Genomic DNA, 25,967 nt, shown 5'->3' on the forward strand with positions numbered 1-25,967 from the left:
CCCAATTAATACATTCGCATGTGAATGTGTCCCCTACACTCTAATTATCCCGCATGCAAAAACGCTGATATTACTTTAAAAATAAAAAAAACCACTTACCTAATTTTGACGACAAAACTATCCCGCCAACCTATCGATAACCTCTAGTAGATTACCTTGATCAAAGCTAGACTTAATAATGTAGGCATCTGCTCCAGCTTCAACCCCACGCTCCCGGTCCTCAGCTGAACCAAGAGAGGTCACCAAAATAATTGGTAAACTGGCACAACTATCCATCTTACGAACCCTTGCAGTCAAGGTAAACCCATCCATCTGCGGCATTTCCACATCAGAAACAAGAATATCCGGCGGCGATGATTCAATTTTTTGCAAAGCGTCCAGACCATTGACAGCTGTGACCACATTGTAACCAGCTGCTTCCAAAACATTTTTAAGCAACATGCGCGAAGTTATGGAATCCTCGGTAACAAGCACTGTTTTCAATTCCTTGATGCCCTGCCTGTGCTGAACTGAACGAACCTTCCCTTCAGCATGCAGACTCAATGCAGTACGAGCCATGTCCGGGGTATGCAAAATGGGAGCGAGTTCACCCGAACCGAGCATGGAAAAACCAGAAACATTACGAACACGTTTCAACAGCGGCCCCATACCTTTAGCCATCACATCCTGTTCACCGGACAAACCGTCGACACTTATAGCCACAGCTTTACGCCCTTTGCCGACAATCAGAACAGGGAAAGCACCATCTTGCTTTTCCTTACTTTTCAGCTCAAGAATCTCAGCAAGGCTGACCAGAGGCAGTGGTCTGCCGAAAACAAAAACAGTCTCATTGCCCCCGACTGAAGCAATATCATCCTGCCGGACCAACATGACTTTGCGGACACTTGATTTAGGCACGACAAAACATTTCCCGGCAGATTCGACAACAATGCCTCTAAATGATGTCAAGGCAACCGGAATATTCAGGACAATCCGGAAACCTTTACCTTGCGGACTGGCTACCACAACACTTCCCCCGAGGGACTCCACCTTGTCACGGACAATAGCCATACCCAAGCCGCGCCCGGAGATATCGGTTATAATTTTGCTGCTGGACATGCCGGAAATAAAAACCAAATCCAGCGCAGAACGGCGGTCCATACTCTCCGCCTCCTCCGCTGAAATAACACCACTGCTGACCGCAACAGCTTTTAATCGCTCAAGATCAATCCCCCGACCATCATCACCATAAATAATTTTGACCACGTCACGATCGATCTGGGTAATGGAAAAAAATATCCGCCCAACAGTTTTCTTGCCCTGAGCAATTCTCTCATCCCTACTCTCAATGCCGTGGTCAATGGAGTTACGCACCATATGCATAAGCGGATCGTGAAGCATTTCGAGGATTCTGCGGTCAATGCGCACATTATCCCCACTACTTTCCATGCGGCACTCTTTGCCTTGCTCCATGCTCAAAGTACGTACCATCCGCGGAAACACGTCCAACAAGGAAGAAAACGGCAAGAGCATGGAATTTTTAAAGTCACCTAACAGGGAATCAATTTTGGAAGTAAACTCACGCTCTGCCTTACGGGCCAACACACCCAGCGCGCTGAATCTTCTAAAAAAATCATCCAATTTTTTGCCCATTAACAAATTCTGTTTAAGCTCTTCACCGGAAAAAGAAGCCCCCCCCTCATTTGCGCCATGATAAAAATTAGTAAATTCAGCCAGCAGCTTATCAAGCTCTGAGATTTCCTGAATTCGGCTGCGCTGCGCATTTCGTGAAGAAATAAGTTCTTCTGTCTGCAAAAGAAGTCCGGTCAGAAAAGAGGAGCTAACCCGGACACTGTCACCCATGGAAGACGGATTCAAGCTACCATCATGCTTACTCTGTCCGGCTTCATCACCCTGCTCAAAGTCACCGGAATCACTTTTATTGACAGCACCGCCCGCCTGAGTAGCGGACTCTGCATTATCCTCAGTTCCCGGCAGTTTACTATCAAGTACCGGATGATCGCCCCCGCTCTCAATCAACTGCGGGGAATCCACAAATTCCTGCATCCGGGAAATAGCCAAAACAATCGAAGGAGAAACCTTAGCCTCCACGGAATCATCTTCCTCGCGGAGCATATCTTCCAGCAGATCCAGCCACCCCAGCATCATGGAACAGGTCTTTCCGGAAGGAATCAACTGCAACTGTTTCAGCACGGCAAAAAAAGATTCAAATGCCTGACAAAATTCTTCAACAACTCCAAGGCCAACAGCCCTTGCAGCCCCTTTAAGACTATGAAGTTCACGGTATGAAGATTCAACAACTACGGCAAGATCTTCGCTACCACACCCTTTTTCCAGCCGTAAAAAATCCGACGAAAGCACCCGCATACGGTCGGAACTTTCCCCCCTGAACGCAGCCTGCAGTCTTTGCTTGAGATCACCGTCAATCATGGGCATATCAACTTCTCCGTGTTCTCCGTTAAGACAGACCGTGCTGGTTGCTGCCTACAAATTCATTGACCATGAGAGATTCATCCCGCAGCAATTCAGCCCCGTTGAGCACTGTCCTACGGTCAGCGGTTATTCCGCGACAAAAACTGGAAAGACGGCTTTCTCCATCAGGCAGGGACTTAATCTCATCATCAGGTACAGGAATAACCCCGACAATCTCATCGACAGCAATTCCGAATTCTGATTCATCGTCCTCCAGAAGAACCACACCGGGAGTATCTGATTCAAGTTTTTCTCCGGTTCCAAGAAAAGCACACAGATCAATCACTGCCCAAAGGTGCCCGCGCACACTCATTAACCCAAGATGAAAATCGGGAGTACAAGGAACGGAGACTATCTCTTCCGGAATCATGACCTCTTTAACCACAGATGTGTCAAAACCATAAACATTGGTTCCCATACGAACAAAAACATATTCCCGTGCACCGGACTCTTTTTCTCGTCCGCTTGTCTCATCGGAAACTTTAAAGGCTAACTTTTCCGCCCTCTTGCGAAGAAGCTCCCTGTCACTTTCCCTTTTAAAATAATCCAAGGTATTGCTTTCCATTCTCACACCTCTGGTCAGATTTCGCTAAGCCAGCTTCTTTTGGACCAACCCCACCATTTCCTTCAGCCGCCCGGCAGTTGTACTATCAGAGCAGGGCACAGGTTCATCCTGATCCATTTTTTCCAACTCCTGCATGGAGATACGAAAATGTCTCAAAGCTCCGTTACTATCGCCGCTCTCCATATATATATTCCCAAGAAGCACATGTGCCATGATAAATTCGCTTTCCAGAAAAACTGCGTTACGCATCTGGGCAAGGGCCTTATCCGGGTTCCCCTGTTGCAGACTGATCTGCCCAAGCAAAAAATGAGCGCGAGCGGAAACCCGATCCAGCTCAAGAACCTTAGCGCACCACAGAGCAGCTTCATCCGCTAAGCCGGAATCTGCCTTGATCCCGGCAATACCCAAAAACGCGTCAGCCCTGAATTCATAATAAATATCCTGCTCAGCAATTACTTCATACTGAGCGAGAGCACCGGCGGTATCACCCAGTTCACGCAGCTTTTCAGCCTGCTCAAAAAGCGCGGCTCCATCACTCTCGTCCATCAAGCTAAAATCCGGTTCAGGATCAGCCGGAACGTTATCGGGCAGCCCAATTGATTCTTCAAATCGAAAATCATCTTCCAACGCAGCTGCTTCGTCCTGCGATTTAAAATCAAGCGGCTCCTCAGTGAAAAAGTCAGGAACTTCCGTCTCACTCTGAAATCGGAATTCATCAAACAAGAATTGGCACTGCGGCTCATAATCTTCATTTTTGCGGTAGAACAGAATCCCATCAACATTGACAGGTTCAAACCTACCATGACTGCTGAGCAAACCGGATTCACTGGGCGTAGCAACCAGCCATCCGCCGGGAGTGAGGCAATCCCAAAGTTTATCCAATACGGAATTCACACCAGCAGATGAAAAATACATGAGAACATTTCGACAGAAAATGACATCCATATCTCTGAAAGAAGCAGGGACAGAAGCGTCCATGAGATTCAAGCGGGAAAGATTGACCATCCTTTTTATGGTTGGTTCAAGAATATATGAATTGGAACCGACTTTGCGGAAAAAGATATCTCTAAAAACTGTATCATCAGAACGAAATGACCATTTGCGGTAACAGCCCTCGCGCGCTTTGATCAAGGCCTTGCTGTCTATATCTGTCCCGAAAATTTCAGAATTAACTCCTGCCCGGCGGCAGATCATGGCAAGAGTATAAGGTTCTTCCCCGGTAGCACAGGCCGTGGACCAGATTCTGACAGCACCGTTAAGCCCGCTCCCCATGCCACTTAATTTACGCAAAATTTCATGTTCGATTACTCTGAGGGCATTTGCATCGCGAAAGAAAAAAGTCTCACCAATAGTCAGCCGATTTATAAATTGCTCCAGATCATTATTCCCAACTGTGGGAGACATAATATAGTCAAGACATTCGGCAGCGGTGGACAATGAAGAGTCTTCCCTATGAAAACGAAGTACTGCACTACGCAAATCCTTCCACCTCTCTGAAGCAAAATCCAACCCGAATTTTACACGGACCATATCCGCAAGTTCGCCTATCCTGCCTTCAGTCAAGTAATTACTCATCAGCTGCGGAATCCTTCTCTTCATTCATGGCAGCGATAGCAGCAAGCAAATTCCGATCTTGATCGGGATCAAGCAATTCTCCCATATCCTGCACCAGCACTATATCAGCACCAAGCCCTGCAAATGACTTCAAAAGAGAAATTCCGGGCCAGATTTCATCTGCATCACGCGCTGCATCGTTATCAATTTCAACGACATCGCCGATGCGGTCCGTGAGCAGGGCCATGGGCCGTCCGTTGGCTGTGCTGAAAACAAGTCTGTCACTGAGGATGATGCCGCGCTCCTCTGCGCCTATCCTACCTCGCAAACCAAGCACCGGGACAATTTCTCCTCCGCGGTTGACAACTCCCAGAACCGGAGCAGGCGCATCAGGCACCGGAGTAAGCATAACCGCACGTTCAACCCGGTCCACAGCGACAGAAGGCAGGGCGAACTTGCAGGAATCAACCTCAAAAATAACGTATTCATTATTCGGCATAAAAATTTACTTCCCGGCCCTTGCGGATTGTTCCATCAGCGCATTGTATTTCTTCATCACCTTAACTGCATAAGCCCGTGACCGTCCCGGAAGATTCTTGGGCGAACCAGTATGATAGGCACCGATTGCCCGCCAGTTGTAACCATAGCGATCAAGGCAATAACGCAGTATCCATGCCCCCAGCCGCAAATTTTCTTCCGGTTCAAGGGCCTCCGCAGGACTAAGCTCAAATTTCCTGATCCAGAAAGAATTTACCTGCATCAGCCCCACATCATAACTCTTACCCCTATATTTCTCAATGATGGCAAGAGCTTCTTCACGGGATTTAGGGTACACGCTGCGTCCCTCAATATTCAAAGCCCATGGATTGTAACCGCTCTCATGATCCGCAATGGCATTCAAAATTTCCGGGTGCAGAGAAAACTCTTCAGCAACCTGCCCGAACAGCGGAGGCACTGGAACCCGTTCACGGTCCGCAACCTTTATGCGCTGCTGAACCTCACGCCGCTGCGAAGGTGAGAACTCACGCTCCGCATCAAAAGGAATGATCATACGGAATACGATAGCTCCGCTGAGAATGAGATACAAGGCAACAATGAATCTGGACATTAATGATCAAAATCCTAAAATCTTGAACGAACCTGTTCAGCTTCATCAAATTTTTCCTGCACTTCAAGAGCCTTGGCCAATGTTTCCCAAAACTGATCTTTGGCAGGCTTGAGTGCAGCACTCTGACGGGCCAAAACCTCTGCAACCTGCGGATCTTCTCCGCTTTCAAGATAAATTCTGGCCAGCATATTCATGGCTGCGGCATCGTTGTGGTTGGCATTCAGAGCCTGATGCAAATATTCACGGGCCTTGTCCATATCCTTGCGGACATAAGAAATGCGAGCCAAATGACGCATGGTCAAGGCATCCCCGCCCTTGAGTTTAGCGGCCTTGAGGTAATACTGTTCGGCCTCGTCCAGCCCCTTGTCCTGCTCGGAAAGCACTCCGAGACGCACGAGGGAAAAGACGTTTTCCGGCTCCAGTTCAAGACACATTTCATAGGCTTCGCGGGCCTTATCCATACTGCCCAACATCTGACAGGTCCAACCAAGGTTGTATAAGGCCATAATATTCTTGGGAGTAATATCGAGAACATCCTCAAACTGCTTACGGGCCTGCTCGGGTTTGCCGACCTGCGCATAACAGATACCAAGTGAATTACGGGCAAGGATGTTATCGGAATCGGCCAGCAAAGCGAGACGGAATTCTTCGATTGCACCGTAGATATCACCATCCACGTAAAAACGGTCAGCTGAAATGTTCAGCGAAACCGAATCAAACTGGGCTACCATGGGCTTTTCCAACATAAGTGAATGATCCAGACCCTTCCGGCAGTTATCAAGAATTTCACTGCGCCGATAATTAAGGAAGGGGAAGGATGCCACCCCGGCAGAAAGCTCTATTTCAAAATCGTCCGAACACTCACGCACCAGCCGCAGAACATTTTCCATTACTGCATCGGATTCACCATCCGGGAAAAAATAGATCAGGCTGTTCAGACTATAACGCCCGCCCATGCAGGATTCATCAAAAAATGTCTCCGCCCTTGAAGCCACCTTCTGGACCTGTGCATCGGTAAGCTTCTGAAAATTACCGCCCTGCTCCGCCGGATTAGCGGCAAGACGCAGCACAGCTACAGAAAATTTATCCAGATTCTGGCGCATACGGCTGTAGCGTCCGATAAACTCTTTGTAACGGTACAGCCCGGTAACCATATCCCGCTGCGGGGAAGCATTGGCTTCCGGTCCGGCCTGCGCATCAAAAAAGCTATCCTTTTCATTAAGCAGGGTCAGCCTGTCACCCGCAGTTACGGGCCATGCCGGATCGCTTAAGTGCAGAATTTCAGCAAAGGCAATTTCCTCCTGCACCTCAATGATGACCACCTCAGCCTTGTACATGGTAGGATAGGTACCGGAAATACGTTCATCCTCGGTAAGCCGGGCCTGCGTGCCAGCTTGATAGTCCGGGGACCAGACCAGAAAACGCGCACCCTCGCGAGCATCAACGCTCTGCCCGATAGACAGGGCCAGACGCTGCAAAGGCAGCACTTCCAAAACCTTAGCACCCTTTTGAAGGATGTCGGAATAAGCAAAAACGCAGTTACGCCCGAAATCTTTAGCCGTTGCCACTGCCTTAGCGGCCTTACGCATAAGGATGCGGGCCTGCTCATCTGCGGAACGCTTGAAATGGGGACCGGAAAGGGATTGCGGATAGTTGGCGTATCCGGCACTGACGCTGACTTTAATCACATCTCCGGTAACCGGATCTTCAACCGGGAAATTCTCCACCAATACCCGCAACTCTTCAGCCAGCTTAGCGCAGGCTTTAGGCCGTCCGTCCGGGATCAGAAAGGCAAACTTATCATCAAAGATTCGGGCGCAGATTACAGACTCGACCACCACTTCATTAATACGCGCGGAAAGGTCGGCAATGATGTTATCGCCCAGCCCGTAACCGTAGCGGTCATTGATGCGCTGGAAATAGTCCATATCGAGGACAACCACGCCCACAGAACCGCTAAAAGTGGGGATACCGGGGTCCTTGCACCCTCCGGTAGTAGGCATCATGCAGTTCTGGATCAGGTCCAATTCTTTATTCAACTTGGACATGAAATAGTCGCGGGTAGCCATGCCGGTCAGTCTGTCAGTAATGGAACCTTTATAAAGTAAAATCTTTTCCAGCGAGCAGGCAGCCAAGGCCTCAAGGTAAGGAGGTAAAGCTTCCGGGGCTTCCAGCTGCACACCTCTGGCAATAAAATAGCAGAGATCACGCCCGCGCAAACGCAAGGGAAGCATAAGCTGGGCTTCCTCGGCATTGTAACGGGCTTCAAGTTTGGCCCGAAACTGCCCTTTTGCGGGCTTGGGAAAATAGAGGCTGTAAGATTCGAAGGGCAGGAATTCCTGAATGAGGTCCTTGAGAGTATGCTCGTAGAGGATCAAATCCTGCGGGGAAAGACTGATTCCGGCGGTAAAGAGGTTGTCCTTGTTCATAAGCAGGGACATAACCCGCATAGGGATTCAAGACAAGCGGGGAGTTGGAGAGTGTGACTGATTAATTAGGTTCTGAAGAGAAACTATCTCTTCTTTTACAAATTATACATTTTTGCAAATCAAACCCAACAACCCTAGCACTTAAAGACAGAATTGCGATTTTTTGTATTATATCTTCAGATATTCTCCACTTTTTTCCATTTATCCAGCCTCAAATTTTTCTTACTCTTACTACTCACGCAATCATTAAATACATTTTTGAACTTTACAAAGGTGCGACATGCTCTCATTTGCACACTAATTGCAAATATCAATCACAAAATACAATTCTGCAGAACAATTTTATACAATTTTGAAATTTATTTTTCAAAACAAGACTCACAAGCGAGATTTCAATGAACCCTACTCTGATCGAAAAACACTCAAAACAGCTATTACAGGCAATGCCTGCTACTTCCAGTTGTATGTCAAGACTGACCCGGCTGGACAGACAGTGGACAATGGCTACCATGACCGGAAAAATCAATTGCAGCCGGATTGCGCAGACACTCATTGATTTTATTATCAAAACTCAAGAGAACTTTTCCGGTCTCAAACAGAACCTGATTGAAATCCTGATCAAGGAAAACACTCATAAAGTAGTGCAGGAAATTTCTGCGGTCGCACAGGTCGTCATCGATATTCTTAAACGAAACCTCTTCGAAAGAACTGCTGATGTAGGCTTCCTCGCCACCGACGATGACCTTGTCCGCTTTTTATCCAACCCTGAAAAGACGCACCATGATGTCTCCCGAATTGAAGACAGACTTCGCGAGTACAGGGACAAATACACAGTTTACAACGAGATTATCATTCTGGATACAAAAGGCCGGGTCTGCGCTCATCTTGATCAGAAAAACAACATCACAACTTCGAAAGATCCGCTCATTTATGAAACCTTTGAAGCCAAAGATTATGTCGAAACTTACAGGGCCAGTGACTTGGCCCCGGACGCAGGCGATGTCCTTATATATTCTCAGACCATCAAATCCCCGGAAACAGGAGCAAACCTTGGCGTCCTATGCCTGATATTTGATTTTGCAGGTGAAATGGATGGAATTTTCAACCACCTGAGTACATTTTCTAAAGACACAATCCTCATTGTGCTGGATAAACAGGGCCGTGCAATTACTTCCAGCGACATTGACTCTGTGCCGACAGGCAGAAAGCTCAACATGAATTTGGAAAATGACTTTCAGATCATCAATATTAATGGAACCCCATACCTTTCCAAAACAGTCAAGACCAAAGGATATCAGGGCTTTTTCGGTTTGACATGGTATGGTCATGTTTTAAAGAAGCTGGACACAGCCTTCAGCGACGACAGTGATAATTCATTTGATGCAGCAGCCATTCGAACTAAAGCACACTTCTCAGGACGACTGACCCATGTAGAAGAGTCATCAGAAAATGTGCTTTCAGACCTTGAGCTGGTGGTTCAGAACGGCGAAATAATGGCTGCAAAAAAATGCATTTCCCCCAGTCCGGTTGAGCAAATGGAAGGTAGAGCTTTGCCCCACATCCTCAATGAAATAAAAAAAATTGGAGATCAGGTCCAGAGCGTTTTTCAGCATTCCACCGATGAACTCCTTCAGCTTGTAACTGCATCAAGACTTCATGACACCCAGTTTCTTGCTCAACTCGCCATCGATATAATGGACCGCAACCTCTACGAACGGGCCAATGACTGCCGCTGGTGGGCACTGACGTCTGACTTCAAAAGTATTCTCGAAAAGCAGAGTATCGACGAAGAAGACCGTGACCAGATGCGGAAAATTCTTGGTTATATCAACAGCCTTTACACGGTCTACACCAATCTGTTCATCTACGACAGATCAGGAAAAATATTAGCCTGCTCCAATCCCGGTGAGTACGACAAGGAAGACCGGATACTGAACACCGGATATGTGGGCCAAACGATCAGAATTACAGAAACGCAGCTCTACTGCGTTTCTGACTTCTTCAAGACGGATCTTTACGCCACGGACGGACAGAACCGATACACGTACATATATAATGCATCCATCACCGCACACGAGGATTCATCCCACGTACTGGGCGGCATCGGCATTGTTTTTGATTCGGAACCGGAATTTGAGGCCATGCTAAGCGACGTACTACCCCAAGACGGACAGGGAAGAATTATTAATGGCGCAGAAGGTATGTTCGTAGAACCAAGCGGCAAACTTATTTCTTCCACCAACCCAAAACGCAAAACAGGAGAAACCATAAATCTCGATCTCGATTTCACCCAGCTTGACGAAGGAGAATCCACCGTAAAACTGGTAGAAGAAAACGGATCACTCTACGCAATAGGCTGCGCCCATTCCGCCGGGTATCGTGAATACAAGCGGGACGGCAGTTATAAAAACGATGTGCTTTGTGTGGTGCGGGTGCTGATTTAAGACGAACGTCCGCACCACCGCCCGTTACGGTAATAATAAATATGATGACCCAACAATGCCCCGGCAAACCTGACGGTAATAAGTGCCACCTGCAATGAATCCATAAACCCCAGCCATCGGGTAGCAGAGTAGATAATGAGAACCTCCGCTAACCAGACAAGAAATGAGGCACCCCATATCTCGTTCCACAGAAACCAGAATTCGGGCATGAACAACCCACCCCAGCAGATCAGCGGCCCCCGCTCTTTCGGGGAATGGACGACTTTTGGCGTATTGCCTCCTTCAAGGGGATAAATCAGAAAGCGGAAGAACGAATCTTTCCAGCTAAGTTTCTCCCGAGGCTGTGGTTCACGTTTTAGCGGTTCATCGCTGAACGGAGTATCACCGAGCATAATCCGGTCATCGAACTTATCAGTATCGAGCCTTTCATCTACTTCATCAACATCAAAACCAAAGGCCTCGCTGTCCCCGTGAGGAAAAACATTGAAATCCTGTACATCCTTCCATCTTCTGGCAACGGATTTCTCCATTGCATGAAAAGAAAATTCCGGCGGTCTTAATGCAGCTCTGACAATTCTTGGGGCAGCTTCAATTCTATCAAATGTAAATTTCTCCAATACATCATTCAGCTTTTCAAGATCGAAATAAGCAATTTTTTTTTCATCAGAAACATAGTTGGCATCATAAAGAACTGAAAAAGCAGCCTTGCTGTTTTCCGCAGGCCAGTAATACTTATGGAGTTTTCGGAAAGTTGAGCCGAATCTGCGAAAAATATTAAAAAGAGACTTCTTTCCGGTAAGATAAAACTCACAAGAAGGACATTTCTGCACACGAATACCATCTGCTACATAGGTAAGTTTATTGCTTTTATCACCGCAATTCACGCACTCCAACCCCTCCTCTTCAACAGGGTTCTCATATCCCTCAACAAAATCTTTAAAAGTAATCCTGTGTGGGGAAACAGCAGCACAATAACCTGCAAGTGAAAACGACCATGCATGACTCATATAAATCAGGAAGAAGAACACAACAGAACTTAAATCTTCAAAAATAATCAAGTCATAGAGCCCATGAGTCAACACTGCGTATAAAAAGGCAATAGCCAGCAATCCCCAGCCTTGCCTGTTTTTGATGAGCGAATAAACAGCCATCCCCATAAACAAACTGAAACTGATATGCATGGGAGTTGAAAGCAGCAATCTTATGCCCATTGTGACATATGGCTGATTGCTTTCGGCAATATAAAAATAGTTTTCGATCAATGAAAAACCTAGCGCAACACAGGCCATATAAATCATACCATCTGTGGGTTCGTTCATTCTCTTACGAATAAAAATCAAACACAGCAGCATTGCCACAAGTTTTGAAAATTCCTCCACAGGACCAATCACCGCCAGCGCGCCAAATCCGCTTTCGATCTCATTTATCCCAAACGATTCCAAAAAAATGTATAAAAAAACCGCAAGACAAAAAGAAATGACTCCGCCCACAATAGTAATCAAGGCCATTCTGCCGAAAGGCTCTTTCTCATGAACGTCATATGATTGCAGGAAATGAATGTAGGAAAAACCGGAAACAAAAGACAAAATCAAGAGAAGTTGTTGGGACATCGCTTTTACTACCTTTAAATTTATGAAGACGAGCAAACACCCTCATAATCACTTCTAAAAACAACATTTACCATATCTAAAATCAGCTAATCTATGAAGAATAGACTTACAACTAAACAATTGCTTTAGCAAGCATCTATTCATAATTTCAGAACTCAATCCACTCCCCCAGTCGACAACAATTTCCCCACCATGCTATAGACAGCGAATACTGATCAGCGTAAATGGACTTCCCCGCCTTCCATATAGTAATGATGGTCTCAGGCCATCAAAACCAATTATCAGGGTTTATAAAAATGGAAACAATCAGCAATCCACAAGAACTTCAGAATCTTTGCCTTATGCTTCGTGCTGAAGGTAAAAAAATAGGCCTCGTGCCGACCATGGGCTACTTTCATGAAGGGCATCTCAGCCTCATGGACGCCGCCCGCAAGCAATGCGATGTGCTCATCGTCAGCTTATTCGTGAACCCCACCCAGTTCGGGGAGAACGAAGACCTCGATGCCTATCCCCATGATCTGGAACGAGACTCCAAGCTTGCCGAAGAACGCGGCGTGGATATACTTTTTACCCCAGTGCGCGATGACATGTATTTTGACGACCACTCAACTTGGGTGGAGGTGCCTAATCTGGCAACAAACCTGTGCGGCCAATCACGTCCGGCCCATTTCCGGGGCGTAGCCACTGTGGTTACCAAGCTTTTCATGGCCGCCCAGCCTCACGTGGCAGTGTTCGGACAAAAAGATTGGCAGCAACTGGCAATCATTAAAAGAATGGTCCGCGACCTGAATATCCCCGTGGATGTACAAGGCCATGAAATCGTGCGTGAGGAATCCGGGTTGGCCCTGAGTTCCCGCAACGTATACCTGACTGATGAAGAAAAGCTTACGGCCCCCAACATCCAAAAAGGATTGCAAAAAATGAGGGACTGGGTTGCAGCCGGAGAATCAGATGTGGCAAAATTAAAATCGGACCTTACTGAATTCTATACTAAAACAATTCCATCCGGCCAGATTGACTATATCGAAATTGTACACCCGGATAACATCAATATTCTTAAAAAAGTAGACGAATCTGCACTTTGTGCGGTGGCAGTGCAAGTTGGTAAGGCAAGATTGATAGACAATTTACTCATAAAAGTGTAAGGTGCTTTTATTCTTATATGCAAATTTATTTATATAGCGATTTACAGCTATACATTTCGGGGAGTTACCGAAAAATGGTTTCGGAATAACACTTACCCCGCCAATTAATTCTAGGAGGAACTTTTAAATGATCAGCAGCAAAGGCAAGTACTTTTTTACCTCTGAATCAGTAACTGAAGGTCACCCCGACAAAGTGGCTGACCAGATTTCTGACGCCATTCTTGACGCCATTCTTACCCAAGATAAAGATGCCCGTGTAGCATGTGAAACACTGGTAACTACCGGTATGGCATTCATCGCTGGTGAAATCTCCACCACCGGTTATGCAGACTTTCAGGCAATCGTTCGCGACACCATCCGCGAAATCGGCTACGTACATTCCGATATGGGTTTTGACGCTGATACTTGTGCTGTTATTTCTTCCATCGACAAACAGTCTGTAGACATCGCACAGGGTGTTGACCGCAATACCCCTGAAAGTCAGGGTGCTGGCGACCAGGGTATGATGTTCGGTTTCGCATGCAAAGAAACTGAAACCCTCATGCCTGCTCCCATTCACTATGCACACCAGCTGTCCCGCAAACTGACTGAAGTTCGTAAAAATGCGACTCTCGATTACCTCCGTCCTGACGGAAAAACCGAAGTTGCTTTCGAATACCTCGATGGTAAGCCCATCCGCATCGCCGACGTTGTTATCGCTGCCCAGCACGATGACGGCATTGAGCAGGAACAGATTTACGAAGACATCAAACGTGAAGTTGTTCTGGCTACCCTGCCTAAAGAAATGATTGACGATGCTACCAAAATCTACATCAACACCACTGGTCGTTTCGTAATCGGCGGCCCCATGGGTGACTGCGGCCTGACTGGTCGTAAGATCATCAACGATACCTACGGCGGTATGGGTAACCACGGCGGTGGTGCTTTCTCCGGTAAGGACCCGTCCAAAGTTGACCGCTCCGGCGCATACATGGCCCGTTACATCGCCAAGAACATCGTAGCTGCCGGTCTTGCCGAACGCGCAGAAGTTCAGGTTGCATACGCAATCGGTGTTGCAGAGCCCGTATCCGTTCTGGCTACCTCCCACGGTACCGGCGAAGTATCCGATGAAACCCTGACCGCAGCGGTCAAGGAAGTATTCGACCTGCGCCCCTGGTACATCTCCGAGCGTCTCGACCTTCGTCGTCCCATCTACAAGCCTTCCGCTTGTTACGGTCACTTCGGTCGCAACAACCCCAACTTCACTTGGGAAAAGACCGACGCTGTAGACGATCTCAGAACTGCCTGCAAAATCTAAGCAGTCCTGAATCACACAGACTTGAAAGTCCCCGGAAGTTTCGACTTCCGGGGACTTTTTTACACTTGAGACAAAACGTTTTAGCGGGTAAAGAAACTGTTCACCAACCAGAACGCAAGTCAGGAGATATAGAATATGAGTGCTTTTAAAATTGTCGAAGCAAAACCGACCCCGGATTTCAATATTTTTTATTTTGCGGAACTGAACGGTTCCACCCGCATCGAGCATTCCCTTATGGAAAGCCTCGAAAAATACTGGAACGAATGGCTGCCCCATCTTAAGGCTTACACCTTGAAACAGCCTGAAGGCGGCAAGGGAACCGACTTCCTGCTGCTCTTCCTTGAAAAGGAAGTAGAAGATGCAGTTGAAGAGATCTGGCAGGAAACCCCCACTGAGGGTCTTGCGCATCACAACCTCGCCATCACCATGGTAATGTCCGCTGCCCAGTCCTTGATTCCTGAGTTGGAAGAAGGCAAGTGTGCTCCGCTGCCCAAGCCGGGTGAAGAGGTTCTCAAAGCTTTCGAATCCCTCAACCTGACTTGGAATCAGGAAGGTACCGTAAACCGCCAGTACGCGGTATTCACCCCCTTCCCGTACTCCGGCGGATGTGAAGTCTGTTATCTGGAAGACACCTGTCCTAAGAGCCAGACCCGTCCGCAATAGAATTTCAGGTATATAAAATTTAGAAATCCCGCCGGAGCACTTGCTCTGGCGGGATTTTTCATGGATTTCCTAAAATTATTTTCCCCTGACGGCTTCATCCGCACGTGACTCAATTGCCTCCGCATACACCGACATTATTCGTTCAAAAATATTGCCCCAAGCATAAGCAGCAGTCAGCTGTTCAATGTCCTCAGAATTCGGTCTAACGCCGGATTGTATGTCACAAATAGCATCCCTAAGCACCACTGTTAACCGTTTGTCCAGTTCAGGCTCATCTTCAGACCGGGGAGTATCTATAGTCTGCAATGGAAGCAGATGAACGGTGCGCACAACATCGGCAGGGTAACTGGAAAGCAATTCATTTACACCGGGCAAATCAGTGGCTACGATCATACAACCGCAAGCCAACGCTTCCAGCAAAACAAGAGGAAGTCCCTCGAAAAACGAAGGCAGTACAAAGATATGCGCACGTCGCATCAAATCTCCCAGTTCCTGATGCGAAAGGATACCATGTACTGTGACCCGATCATCAAGTTCAGAGGCCAGTTCCAGACATTCCTGCATTTCCGGCCCACTGCCCCCGCCCACCAGATGCAGATGAAAATTATTTATATCAAGTCCCGCCAGACACCGGAGCATCCAAGGAACGCCCTTGGCCCGATTGAGTTTACCCGCATACAGGATATGCACTGTGTCCTGATCAGGCTTGCAAAAATCTGCATAAAAACATTCGCTATTAAACCCGCCACTGATTGTCGCCACTCGCTCTTCGGGCAAGTCCAGCAGGGTTGAAATTTCCTGCTTCTGCCGTCCGAACAGGGCAATTACTCTGTCAATTCCCGACAGATCATCCAGCAGCGACCGACCCAACTCCGGGCACAAATTATGCTGCCGTAAACATGTACCGTGACACGTAGCGACCAGCGGAATATGGGGGGCCGCCCTTCTGGCTGCGGCAGTAGCCATCCAAAGATGATTGGAATGGATCAAGTCCGGGGAAAACCGTTCAACAGCCTGCCCGACCACCCTCTCAAAAGCCGCAAGGTAAGCCGAGACATCCTCTGCATCCAGATGAGAGCAGACCGTGCTGGGATAAGGCATGACATCACTCATCCCCACTACTTTAAATTCAAGATCCCGATCTTCAAAACGTACAAAAAAACAATGCTCGGGCGCAATTATCCCGGCAAGCGGCGTATCTTTCAGATCAAACGAAGCGGGGACTCCGCAAACAAGATAAGGAGTAAAACCGCAATTAAGACTCTGCCGGATCATTTCCTGTACATATTTGCCACTCCCGGTAGCATCGGGAATCTGGCTCAAAAGGTGAATAATTCTCATAGCCAAGACATAGGCAGGATTTACTGCCCGGTCAACAGATCAGAGTTTACGCATGATTTGAAAGCCCAGAACCCATCAAGATTAACAATGGAAACCTAGCTGAAGAATAAAATATACCTATTTGATATGGTTTTAAATTTTCTGATACGTATTAAACAAGATGAACACAATGCAGGTTGAATCACTCATAGAACACGGAACCGGAGTCCTGAACGAAGATTACCTCCTGATGGAGGATAATATCTTCGGCGTTTTTGACGGAGCAACCAGCCTGACCCATGAAACATATGAACACGGCTACACAGGCGGTTTTCTGGCTTCGAACCTTGCTGGGGAAGAATTTAGAAAAAACGGCGGAACCATGCAGCAACTGGCAGAACGCGCCAATCGGGAAATCCGCAAGGGCATGGCTGAACGTAACGTAAACATGTCCAGCAAAAGAAATCTATGGAGTACCGGCGCGGCAGTGGTGCGCATTCAGGATAACATGCTGGAATGGGCTCAGATAGGTGATTGCAGAATAGTGTGTATTTACGATAGCGGCGATTTCGAATTCCTCTGCAAATGCCCGGATCAGGATAAGGAAACCCTGAGCATATGGAAAGAAGTGGGACCTTCCACAGAAGCAGCAATTGGGGTCGCCCTGCATGAACAGATAGCTAAAGTCCGCTGCCGCATGAATCTTGATTACGGAGTATTCAACGGAGAACCTGAAGCAATAAATTTTCTCAACACCGGGACACACAATCTCACGGGAGTCCGTAACATCCTTTTATTTACAGACGGCCTGCTAATGCCCAATGAGAACCCTTGCGAAGAACGGGATTACAGCAAACAAGTCGACTTGTTCCGTAAGTCCGGCCTCCAAGGACTCCGCGACCGCATTCGCAGCATTGAAGCCACCGACCTCAATTGCTGCACCTACCCCCGGTTCAAAACTCACGATGATATCGCGGCTGTTGCTATTGGTATGTGATGAAATGGCTTAAACTAAGCCGTTTTACCTCAGTAGATCAGCAAAGATAATTACTGGAAATCCCGTCGGAGCGTTTTGCTCGGGCGGGATTATGTTATTTGATCTCACAATATACTTACTTCACGAAATCAATAATAACTAGAACGGATTCCCCTGATTGATCAGGAAGCTTGTATTATGAAGATATGTTTCCCTAGCGCGTAAATTTACACCACCGACCAACGCAACATTGGCCTTAATATCAGTCGAAGCCCACTTAATTTCAACATAACCTACAGTACGTAACTGACTATTACCGTATCCCATTCTATACAAACGAGTCGAGTGTGCAGGAATCTCCACATCTCCACCATTAGAAACTTGCACCCAAGAACTGCCGCCACCAGCACAAAAACTTCCTCTAGCGGTTATATCTTCTCCATGAGAACCATATACCCTTAGCTGACAAGTAACTGTCTCATTAGTAATATTTGTCAACACAACATCAGGCAGCACCCAGCTGCTGGTACTTTTGAACTGGTACATAAAATTAGGAACGATAATACTTCCCTGAGCATTGAAATCCTGTGCAAATACTCCACCGCACATCGTCAAAACAATTATCAAAGATAGCAAAGCACTAAAGAAACGTCTCATTACAACTCCTTAAACTTTAAACACAAATTATACAAGCAAAAACAAAGACATAGGTATATAAAAAATAATCAAACTACAACCCGAAAAAAGGAAGCCCGAAAAAATGAGCTTCCTTATTCTTCAAGGACTTACAATTAATATTTACTCCACAAACGCCACACTCTTCAAAAGAGTACGCTCGCCAAAAAACTCTTCCAATCTTTCACGTTCAGACTCAAGGATGCGGATTTCGGATAGCCCGACTTCTTCTTTAACCCCGCCGTATATTTTCAGGGCCTGGTCAATGAAGCCGGATTCTACGAAGCAGACATTCATGGAGTAGGAGCGATCATTCCACTTCATACGGATTTTTATAATCGGATTGCGGGTCTCCTGATCGGTGACCAGATTCCCGGTGCGCACGAGGGTGTCGCGCACATTCTTGGGCAGCATAACCCCAAAACGGCTTAGATTTTCGGAAAAAGCAGGCTCAAAAGCCACGTAATAATAGGGGTCCACCTTGAGCGCGATGGATTTGCCCGGAATGTTCAGGATAAACGGATTTTCTACAAAGGCCTTGCCCAGCCCTTCCTGAAGGCGGTCAATTCGAACTTTATAATCTTGTAAGGACATTGGTGTAATCCCCCTTTAATTGAGTCATTACACCAAGTTTAATTGCATATCAAACCAGACAGTCGAGAAAGCACCATCTGCTGCGTTCCTGCAAAAAATACAGAAACTCACACATGCCTAAAGTATATTTATTACGCCTTGCATCTGGCACCTTCTCAACTATCTGGATATCATACCTTATTTCAATTCATCCTTCATACGCCTATAGGTTTCCTCGTCTATCTCGCCTGATGCGTAACGCCTCTTTAAGACATCCTGTGCTGAAGGTGCACTGGGTCCGGTATCCGCTTTGCGAAACATGCGCACGGTAAAATATATGATAAGTCCGATCACTATAAGCTGCAAAATTCCACCAAAATGGAAAGGCATCCAACTACTCATCCCATACCCGGCACCATGTCCAAATCCAGGACCGCCACACCAACTGCTTAATGCACTAATAAATTCCATGTCCTCACCTCATTTCTTTGGGTTTTCCTTAAATCAAAGCATATCCCGTGCCATGAAATTTAAGCTGAAAAACATGACCGTTACAAAAACAGCTACACATAACAGTGCAGGCCATTGCACAAGTAGACATCAAAACTTGCACGACTTAGACAACCATGTGCAGTATACCTTCCGATTTTGTGCAAAACAAAGCCCCGCAACATAACGAATGCTGCGGGGCTTTGAATTACAGATATGAACTATGCGAAACGCTTCTAATCGTTAAAAGCCTGCTTCATAAGATGCTTACCAAGTCCGCCTAAATCCTTCGGTGTGTAGCCGAACACATCCTGCCAGTTTTCGGTGGATTCCATACAGAAATAGAGTTGCTTGTCCATGCCGTGCTTGCGCAGACGGTCGACGATGAACTTGAATTGACGCAGTCGTAAGGGCCGCAGCAGACGCATTTTGTTATCATTCCCGGTGATGAACTCATCATAGATGTAGGTTGTATCCGGGAAATTCTGCTCGATGATCGACTTGAGATTTGGCATATGCCTGAATGAGCCAAGGCTGAAATAAGCGATCTGCTCCGGCTTAACATAATCAAAAATCATGTCGATGATTTCAGCGTATCCTTCGCGCCAGCCGTCAAAGCGGATGATGGGATCGAAATGCAAACAGACCCGGAATCCAGCCTCAGCACAGGTGCGGGCAGCTTCAAGGCGTTCTTTAAGTGTAGAAACCCCAAACTCCTCATGCTCATTGACGAACGGAGCATTGAGGGACCATGCCGGAAGCAGACGGTCGGTACGTTTGACTACATCCATCCATGAAAGGTCGATAATCTTGGACTTAAGCTCCAGAGAAACATTCGGATAGTCACCAAGAAATTCAATCAAATCACGACTGTATCCGGTAACCGCTTCAAGGGCGAGAGAATCGGTAAATTCACCTGTTCCTATACGGTAACGGGTAGAAAGATCAGCAGAAAAAGCCTTGCCCAGCTCATCAAAAAGATCATTCTGATTAGCCCATACTTTAAGCACATTGTCCTGAAAGTAAGCCTGCAAAATACAGTAAGAGCAGGCCATGGGACAGCCCTCACCAATGTGAATAATCCGATAGCCACAACAGTGATAGTAACGGGTTCCGGGACAGAAGCGCAGAAATTTGCCCTTGTACTCTTTCAGATACAAGGACTGCTTGCCGCCCAGTTCACCGTGAGGAAAATTATCCGGGTCCACGATCTCCACGGGAAGTTCAGGCATACGCGAAAGCACACGCTCAGTAAGCGGGACCTGCTGCATACTGCGATCAATATATATTTTTTCAATTCCCTTGAGATGGTCGGGAAGTACAAATTCATTACTCATTTTCTGAATCCAATATTATATGCACGGATTATCAAAACACAACGGCGAAGCCCTAATAAAAAAGTTTGGGATTCTTAAACCCTTTCCAAAGGGTTTAAGCCGCCGGGGGCGAAATATTTTCAATAAAAAGCGCGAAGCGCATCAGATCTTACTTATCCCGGCCCAGTTCGAAAAGATCTTCCCAGCCGTTGAATTTGGCAATTGATTCCAGATCAGCCATAGCCTTTTCCATCATCTCGCGATTCTTGAAACGGGTCTGGATCATGACTTCCCCGGTCTCGAAATTACCCATAGGCTCAACGCGCCATTTGGTCCCGGCACAAACTTCGGAAACAATCTTGTTGTGGGCCTTCTCCAACTCACTCAGCCGGGGATAACGCAACTCTTTTGCTGCCTTGCAGAAACGGGACACCGCATCTTTAGGTGATTCACTCTCACCTGCTGACTCAAATGCGGGCATAGAAATAAGTTCAGTAATAGACTTGTTCTCGCGACGAGAAGTCTCGTACAACCAAGTCAGAAAATTCACCGCATTAGAGCGGGACCAGCTCAGCTTTTCAAAAAAAAGGACCAGCGCGGCACGGTCGGACTCATCAAGCTTTGAAAGCACAGAAACAGCTGCAAGGGGAATGTGCCCGAGCTTGAGCAGTTCATCATATTCCGGCTCGAGTTCCATCCAATCCAGCCAGAATTTCATGTCCCGGGATTTGGGCTTGATGGAGAGCAGAGGAGCCACGTTTTTTGCAATTTCAGCAGCATCCATCCGGGTAGTAAAAAAACGCATAACAGCCAACTTAACAGATTCGTCTGTCAAACGCGCGCTGTTTTCTTCAAGATGTAACACCGCTTTTGAGATATCATCGGCTGCATCAATATAACGGACCAAAACTTCCACTCCGAGCCTTGAAGCGGCGGAAACCCTTGCCCTGCCTGCAATAAGCAACGTTTTCCCGGATTCATCCACTGCCAACACCGGAACAAGCTGTCCGTGCTTTTTAAGCGATGGAATGAGCTTTTCCACCGAGGATTCGGGGTGCAGTAGCCATGGACCGGAACAATCGATATCAGCTGGGGAAAGACTGCAAATACTAGGATTACTCAATTTATTTAACCTCCGAAAAACGGAATAAGATCGTGCTCAATTATTGTTTATGCACGCAATTTAATAATTTATCTACGCTTGACATGTTAGGGCGGCTGTACCTATAGGGATCATTAGGAAGAATTATAAGTTGCACCTTTAGACCTGTACATGCCGGGTCATCGGTCCCGGCTGTGAACATTCAGAGAAACGGAGTTGTTGAATGTCTGAAGCTTTACAAAACCAAAGGACTTTTGCACTTGTGGGCCACGGCGGTTGTGGCAAAACCTCTACCGCCGAGATGATTCTTTTTAATGCTGGCGTCATTGACAGACTCGGTAAAATTGAGGAAGGCACCACCGCCCTTGATACCGAGCCTGAAGAAATTAAACGCCGCGGTTCCATCCAGTCCGGTTTCGCCGGGTACAAGTGGAACAAAAACGACCACTATCTTATCGACACTCCGGGTGATGCAAACTTCTGCGGAGACCGCCCCTACTCTCTAGCCGCGTCCGACGGCGTTGTCTTTACCATTGACGCCGTGGACGGAGTCAAGCCCCTTTCCCGCAAAGCATGGGCAGCAGTTGAAAACGCAAACCTCCCCACAGTTATCTACATCAATAAGATGGACCGAGACCGTGCAGACTTCGATTCTGCCTTCGACAGCCTAAACTCTGCTCTCGGCATCAGCCCCGTACTGCTGCATTATCCCATCGGAATCAAGGAAAATTTTAAGGGCGTAGTGGATATGCTCTCTGGTCAGGCCTATCTTTTCGAAGAGGACGGAAAGGTCTCCAAAGGTGATATTCCCGCCGATATCGCAGATGAAATTGAAATTCTGCGCGAAACCATGATCGAAAACATCGCGGAAAGCGATGAAGATCTCATGGAAAAATATCTTGAAGAAGGTGAACTTACTCCTGAAGAAATCGCCAAAGGACTTACCGCCGGTGTAATGAACCGCAGCCTGTTCCCGGTCTGCGTTGGTGCCGCGCTGGAAAACAAGGGTGGTTCCTTCCTGCTGGACATGATCCAAGCCTACCTGCCATCTCCGCTGGATCATGCCGAGTGGCAGGGTGAAGAAGGCACAACTCGCGAATCTTCCGCCGACGGCCCTGTGGCCTGCTTTGTCTTCAAAACCATCGCCGACCCCTTTGCAGGACAGCTTACCGTCTGCCGCGTTCTCTCCGGAACCGTCAGCGGCGATATGACTCTGACCAACACAAACACCGACGCCAAAGAAAGAATGGGCAACATCCAGCTCATGATCGGCAAGGAACAAAAACCGCTCAAGAGCCCCGCAGGCCCCGGTGCAATCATCACCCTTGCCAAACTCAAGGAAACCTTCACCGGCGACACCCTCTGCGATGACGCTAACAAATTCACCCTTGAAAAGCCGCAGTTGGCTCCGCAGCTGATTACCTTCGCCCTTTCCCCTGCGGAAAAAGGTGACGAAGATAAAGTTTTTCAAGCCATTCAGAAGCTGCTAGCCGAGGACGTAAATCTCAGCCTTTCCCGCGATGAAGAGACCGCTGATATCCTGCTTTCCGGTATGGGCCAGAACCATATCGAAATCTCCGTTGAGAAAGCAAGACGCCGCTACAAGGCTGAAATCGTACTCAACGCACCCAAGGTTCCCTATCGCGAAACTATCAAAGGCTTTGCCGAAGTCAACGGACGTTTTAAGAAGCAGTCAGGTGGACGCGGACAGTTCGGCGATTGCTGGATCAAACTCGAGCCGCAAACCAAAGGCGAGGGATACGAATTCGTCAATAAAATCGTTGGCGGCGTAATTCCCAAGCAGTACATTCCCGCAGTTGACAAAGGTGTACAGGAAGCTGCACAGAAAGGAATTCTTTCCGGCTCCCAGATTATTGACTTCAAGGTCACTCTTTACGATGGCTCCTACCATTCCGTTGACTCCTCGGAAATGGCCTTCAAGGTTGCCGGATCAATGGCTTTCAAGAAAGCTTGCGAACAGGCCGGGGTTGCCCTGCTTGAGCCGCTGATGAACGTTGTGGTCGAAGTACCTGATGAATTCATGGGCGACATTATCGGTGACCTTTCTTCCCGCCGCGGCAAGGTGCTCGGTTCCGACTCCACCGCTGGCGTAACCGAAGTTAAGGCCCACGTGCCCATGTCCGAAATCCTCAAGTACGCACCGGATCTGCGCTCCATGACCGGTGGACAGGGAACATTCACCATGGAACTTTCCCATTACGAAGAATGCCCACCGCCCATCGCGGATAAAGTTATTGGAGAATTCAATGCAGGTAAGGATGAATAACAACATATTCACTCCATAAAAATAAAACAGATAAGGCCGGAACGAAAGTTCCGGCCTTTTTTAATTAAATACGAGTAGATAAAAGTCGATTCACGCCAGAACCTTCCTGCCTATCATTTTGGCCTACCTTGTTATTTTAATGCGAAGCAGTTTGTATCCGTAAATTCTATTTTTTCAAAATTTTGGTGGATTTTTGATTTATAGCTGCGTATGAACTATACCACTTATAATAGCACTGTGGTGTACTTTTTCACCAACTTAACAAGTACGACTCCCCCAGCACCAAAAAAACATCCATGCGGAGTAGAAATGACAAAAGAGCTTTACGGCGAAAGCTTCTATAAAAACCGCCATACAAGATCCTTATATGCTGCAGTGAACGTTCTCACGCTGATTTCAGACATTATTCCCAAAATGGATTCTGTGATTGATTTCGGCTGTGGAGTCGGAACATGGCTTCAAGTTACCCAGAATCTCGGTGCCAAAAACATATTAGGTCTTGAAGGACTTTGGCTCAAAAAGAAAATGCTTGTCATCAAAGAGGATGAATTCATCCATGCCGATCTAAGCAAGAACTTTTCCACGACTGACAAATACGACCTTGCGATATCCTTAGAAGTAGCCGAACACATTGAGAAAGAATATGCCCGACTCTTTGTTGAACGCCTAAGCCGCGCCTCCGACTTCATCTTATTTTCTGCAGCAATCCCCCACCAAAAACCCGGCCCGGAACATGTAAATGAACAGTGGCCGAACTATTGGATAAATATTTTCAATTCCCTTGAATACAAAGCAATAGATTGCATCCGGGGTTTCATTTGGAATGACCCTAAAATTCCCAGTTGGTATCGTCAGAACATCATGCTCTTCGTAAAAGATGATAGAATTGAAGATCTGAATTTGAAAAAAGTCAGCAGCCTACCAAACTTAAACGGCTTGGCCCTAGTCCACCCTGAATACTTTTATGAAGCACTGCACAGATGAAAGATATGGTATGGCATTAATTCACCAAGCCGATTTTAAATTTCCAACAAGGACAAACATGTCTGCATATTCACGCACGTTTCTATCTGCCATATTTGGAATACTCATTCTGCTCAGCCCAGCACTAAGCCAATCCGCCGAAGTAATCCCCTTAACTCTAACCGCACCGGACTCCGCAGGAATAGGCCAGCCATTCCTTGTCCAAATATCTTCAACGCAAAAACTTAATCAACTGCAAGTATACTGGAATGGCAAGACAATCACCCCTACAATAACTACCAACAATGACGAATCACACGCACTTGTCTTACTTGGCACCAGCCTGCGAACAGAACCTGCTGATATGCCACTTGAAATTCAGGCAATCACCCAAGGAATCAAACATAACCTCAATAGAATCATTCACATCGAGCCACATAAATACCAAGGGGAAAAACTTTCAGTAGCCCCCAAAATGATCACTCCGCCTGAGAAAGAACTAAAACGCATCAAGGCTGAAAGGGAAAAAGCTCTCAAGGCCATTAGAACCGTATCCGCTGAGCGCATGTGGGAAATACCTTTCGTCCTGCCCGTAAAAGGCAAAAAACTCAGCAGATTCGGTCTCTACAGAACATTTAACGGGAAGATCAAAAGACGCCATAAGGGCCTAGATTTTCGCGCCTATCTCGGCACCCCAATCAAATCCATTGCCGCAGGTAAGGTCATTCTGGTTGGCAATTTTTACTACGCAGGCAATTGTGTGTTCATAGACCATGGCAACGGGGTTGTCTCCAACTCCATCCACATGTCTACAGTACTTGTTAAAGAAGGAGACCTTATAAAACCGGGACAGAAGATTGGATTATCCGGGGCCACAGGGCGAGCCACCGGGGCGCACCTGCACTTAAGTGTTTACGTACAGGGATTATCGATTGATCCGGAGCCGCTTTTTACTTTAGGGCATACCTAAGCTGCAATT

The 25,967-nt window shown here is 47.1% G+C and carries 21 protein-coding genes; 8 read left to right on the top strand and 13 right to left on the bottom strand.

Annotation, left to right across the window (positions count from 1 at the left end):
• Positions 1-117 precede the first annotated feature (117 nt).
• The 6 genes from D0S45_14560 to D0S45_14585 are packed head-to-tail and all read right to left on the bottom strand — an operon-like array spanning position 118 to position 8,149.
• Positions 118-2,436 (bottom strand): response regulator, encoded by a 2,319-nt coding sequence (locus D0S45_14560; protein TIH13531.1) that lies wholly within the window; start codon positions 2,434-2,436, stop codon positions 118-120.
• A gap of 22 nt (positions 2,437-2,458) precedes the next feature.
• Complete coding sequence (locus D0S45_14565) at positions 2,459-3,037, bottom strand: chemotaxis protein CheW (protein ID TIH13532.1); 579 nt, start codon at positions 3,035-3,037, stop codon at positions 2,459-2,461.
• 24 nt (positions 3,038-3,061) lie between these two features.
• On the bottom strand, positions 3,062-4,612 hold the full coding sequence (locus D0S45_14570; GenBank protein TIH13533.1) for a chemotaxis protein CheR: 1,551 nt from the start codon (positions 4,610-4,612) through the stop codon (positions 3,062-3,064).
• Positions 4,605-5,090, bottom strand: coding sequence for a chemotaxis protein CheW (locus D0S45_14575; GenBank protein ID TIH13534.1), 486 nt, complete (start codon positions 5,088-5,090; stop codon positions 4,605-4,607). The genes D0S45_14570 and D0S45_14575 overlap by 8 nt, the downstream gene beginning before the upstream one ends.
• 6 nt (positions 5,091-5,096) lie before the next feature.
• Complete coding sequence (locus tag D0S45_14580; GenBank protein TIH13535.1) at positions 5,097-5,699, bottom strand: lytic transglycosylase; 603 nt, start codon at positions 5,697-5,699, stop codon at positions 5,097-5,099.
• Between the two features lie 14 nt (positions 5,700-5,713).
• Entirely contained in the window at positions 5,714-8,149 is a 2,436-nt protein-coding gene (locus tag D0S45_14585) for a diguanylate cyclase (protein ID TIH13536.1), read from the bottom strand.
• Positions 8,150-8,523: 374 nt separating this feature from the next.
• Between D0S45_14585 and D0S45_14590 the strand changes: the two genes are divergently transcribed.
• On the top strand, positions 8,524-10,572 hold the full coding sequence (locus D0S45_14590; protein TIH13537.1) for a chemotaxis protein CheW: 2,049 nt from the start codon (positions 8,524-8,526) through the stop codon (positions 10,570-10,572).
• Here the strand turns inward: D0S45_14590 and D0S45_14595 are convergent.
• On the bottom strand, positions 10,569-12,182 hold the full coding sequence (locus tag D0S45_14595; protein TIH13538.1) for a protease PrsW: 1,614 nt from the start codon (positions 12,180-12,182) through the stop codon (positions 10,569-10,571). The genes D0S45_14590 and D0S45_14595 overlap by 4 nt on opposite strands.
• Before the next feature lie 296 nt (positions 12,183-12,478).
• Between D0S45_14595 and D0S45_14600 the strand changes: the two genes are divergently transcribed.
• The 3 genes from D0S45_14600 to D0S45_14610 all read left to right on the top strand — a co-directional run bounded on the left by D0S45_14600 (position 12,479) and on the right by D0S45_14610 (position 15,287).
• Positions 12,479-13,327 (top strand): pantoate--beta-alanine ligase, encoded by an 849-nt coding sequence (locus tag D0S45_14600; protein TIH13539.1) that lies wholly within the window; start codon positions 12,479-12,481, stop codon positions 13,325-13,327.
• Between the two features lie 127 nt (positions 13,328-13,454).
• Positions 13,455-14,624 carry a methionine adenosyltransferase gene (locus D0S45_14605; GenBank protein TIH13540.1) on the top strand — a complete coding sequence of 390 codons (1,170 nt, stop codon included), beginning with the start codon at positions 13,455-13,457 and terminating at the stop codon, positions 14,622-14,624.
• 135 nt (positions 14,625-14,759) lie between these two features.
• Positions 14,760-15,287 (top strand): hypothetical protein, encoded by a 528-nt coding sequence (locus D0S45_14610; protein ID TIH13541.1) that lies wholly within the window; start codon positions 14,760-14,762, stop codon positions 15,285-15,287.
• Positions 15,288-15,362: 75 nt separating this feature from the next.
• Here D0S45_14610 and D0S45_14615 read toward each other — a convergent pair whose 3' ends face one another.
• Positions 15,363-16,628 carry a glycosyltransferase gene (locus D0S45_14615; GenBank protein ID TIH13542.1) on the bottom strand — a complete coding sequence of 422 codons (1,266 nt, stop codon included), beginning with the start codon at positions 16,626-16,628 and terminating at the stop codon, positions 15,363-15,365.
• A gap of 169 nt (positions 16,629-16,797) precedes the next feature.
• On the opposite strand from D0S45_14615, the gene D0S45_14620 reads away from it, so the two are divergent.
• Positions 16,798-17,604 carry a hypothetical protein gene (locus D0S45_14620; protein TIH13543.1) on the top strand — a complete coding sequence of 269 codons (807 nt, stop codon included), beginning with the start codon at positions 16,798-16,800 and terminating at the stop codon, positions 17,602-17,604.
• A 138-nt stretch (positions 17,605-17,742) separates the two neighbouring features.
• Here D0S45_14620 and D0S45_14625 read toward each other — a convergent pair whose 3' ends face one another.
• The 5 genes from D0S45_14625 to D0S45_14645 all read right to left on the bottom strand — a co-directional run bounded on the left by D0S45_14625 (position 17,743) and on the right by D0S45_14645 (position 21,759).
• Positions 17,743-18,240 carry a hypothetical protein gene (locus tag D0S45_14625; GenBank protein TIH13544.1) on the bottom strand — a complete coding sequence of 166 codons (498 nt, stop codon included), beginning with the start codon at positions 18,238-18,240 and terminating at the stop codon, positions 17,743-17,745.
• A gap of 141 nt (positions 18,241-18,381) precedes the next feature.
• The gene (locus D0S45_14630; GenBank protein TIH13545.1) at positions 18,382-18,852 is read right to left on the bottom strand and encodes a hypothetical protein; all 471 of its coding nucleotides are present in this window, start codon (positions 18,850-18,852) and stop codon (positions 18,382-18,384) included.
• 177 nt (positions 18,853-19,029) lie between these two features.
• On the bottom strand, positions 19,030-19,302 hold the full coding sequence (locus D0S45_14635) for a hypothetical protein (protein ID TIH13546.1): 273 nt from the start codon (positions 19,300-19,302) through the stop codon (positions 19,030-19,032).
• Positions 19,303-19,556: 254 nt separating this feature from the next.
• Complete coding sequence (locus D0S45_14640) at positions 19,557-20,657, bottom strand: radical SAM protein (GenBank protein TIH13547.1); 1,101 nt, start codon at positions 20,655-20,657, stop codon at positions 19,557-19,559.
• A 148-nt stretch (positions 20,658-20,805) separates the two neighbouring features.
• Positions 20,806-21,759: a chromosome partitioning protein ParB gene (locus D0S45_14645; GenBank protein TIH13548.1), complete on the bottom strand. Its 954-nt coding sequence runs from the start codon at positions 21,757-21,759 to the stop codon at positions 20,806-20,808.
• Between the two features lie 202 nt (positions 21,760-21,961).
• Between D0S45_14645 and fusA the strand changes: the two genes are divergently transcribed.
• The 3 genes from fusA to D0S45_14660 all read left to right on the top strand — a co-directional run bounded on the left by fusA (position 21,962) and on the right by D0S45_14660 (position 25,958).
• Positions 21,962-24,025: an elongation factor G gene (gene fusA / locus D0S45_14650; GenBank protein ID TIH13549.1), complete on the top strand. Its 2,064-nt coding sequence runs from the start codon at positions 21,962-21,964 to the stop codon at positions 24,023-24,025.
• A gap of 309 nt (positions 24,026-24,334) precedes the next feature.
• Complete coding sequence (locus D0S45_14655) at positions 24,335-25,009, top strand: class I SAM-dependent methyltransferase (GenBank protein ID TIH13550.1); 675 nt, start codon at positions 24,335-24,337, stop codon at positions 25,007-25,009.
• Positions 24,990-25,958, top strand: coding sequence for a M23 family metallopeptidase (locus D0S45_14660; GenBank protein ID TIH13551.1), 969 nt, complete (start codon positions 24,990-24,992; stop codon positions 25,956-25,958). Before D0S45_14655 ends, D0S45_14660 begins: the two co-directional genes overlap by 20 nt.
• Positions 25,959-25,967: the final 9 nt, after the last annotated feature.

The organism is Marinifilum sp. JC120 (assembly GCA_004923195.1).
Taxonomy (GTDB): domain Bacteria; phylum Desulfobacterota; class Desulfovibrionia; order Desulfovibrionales; family Desulfovibrionaceae; genus Maridesulfovibrio.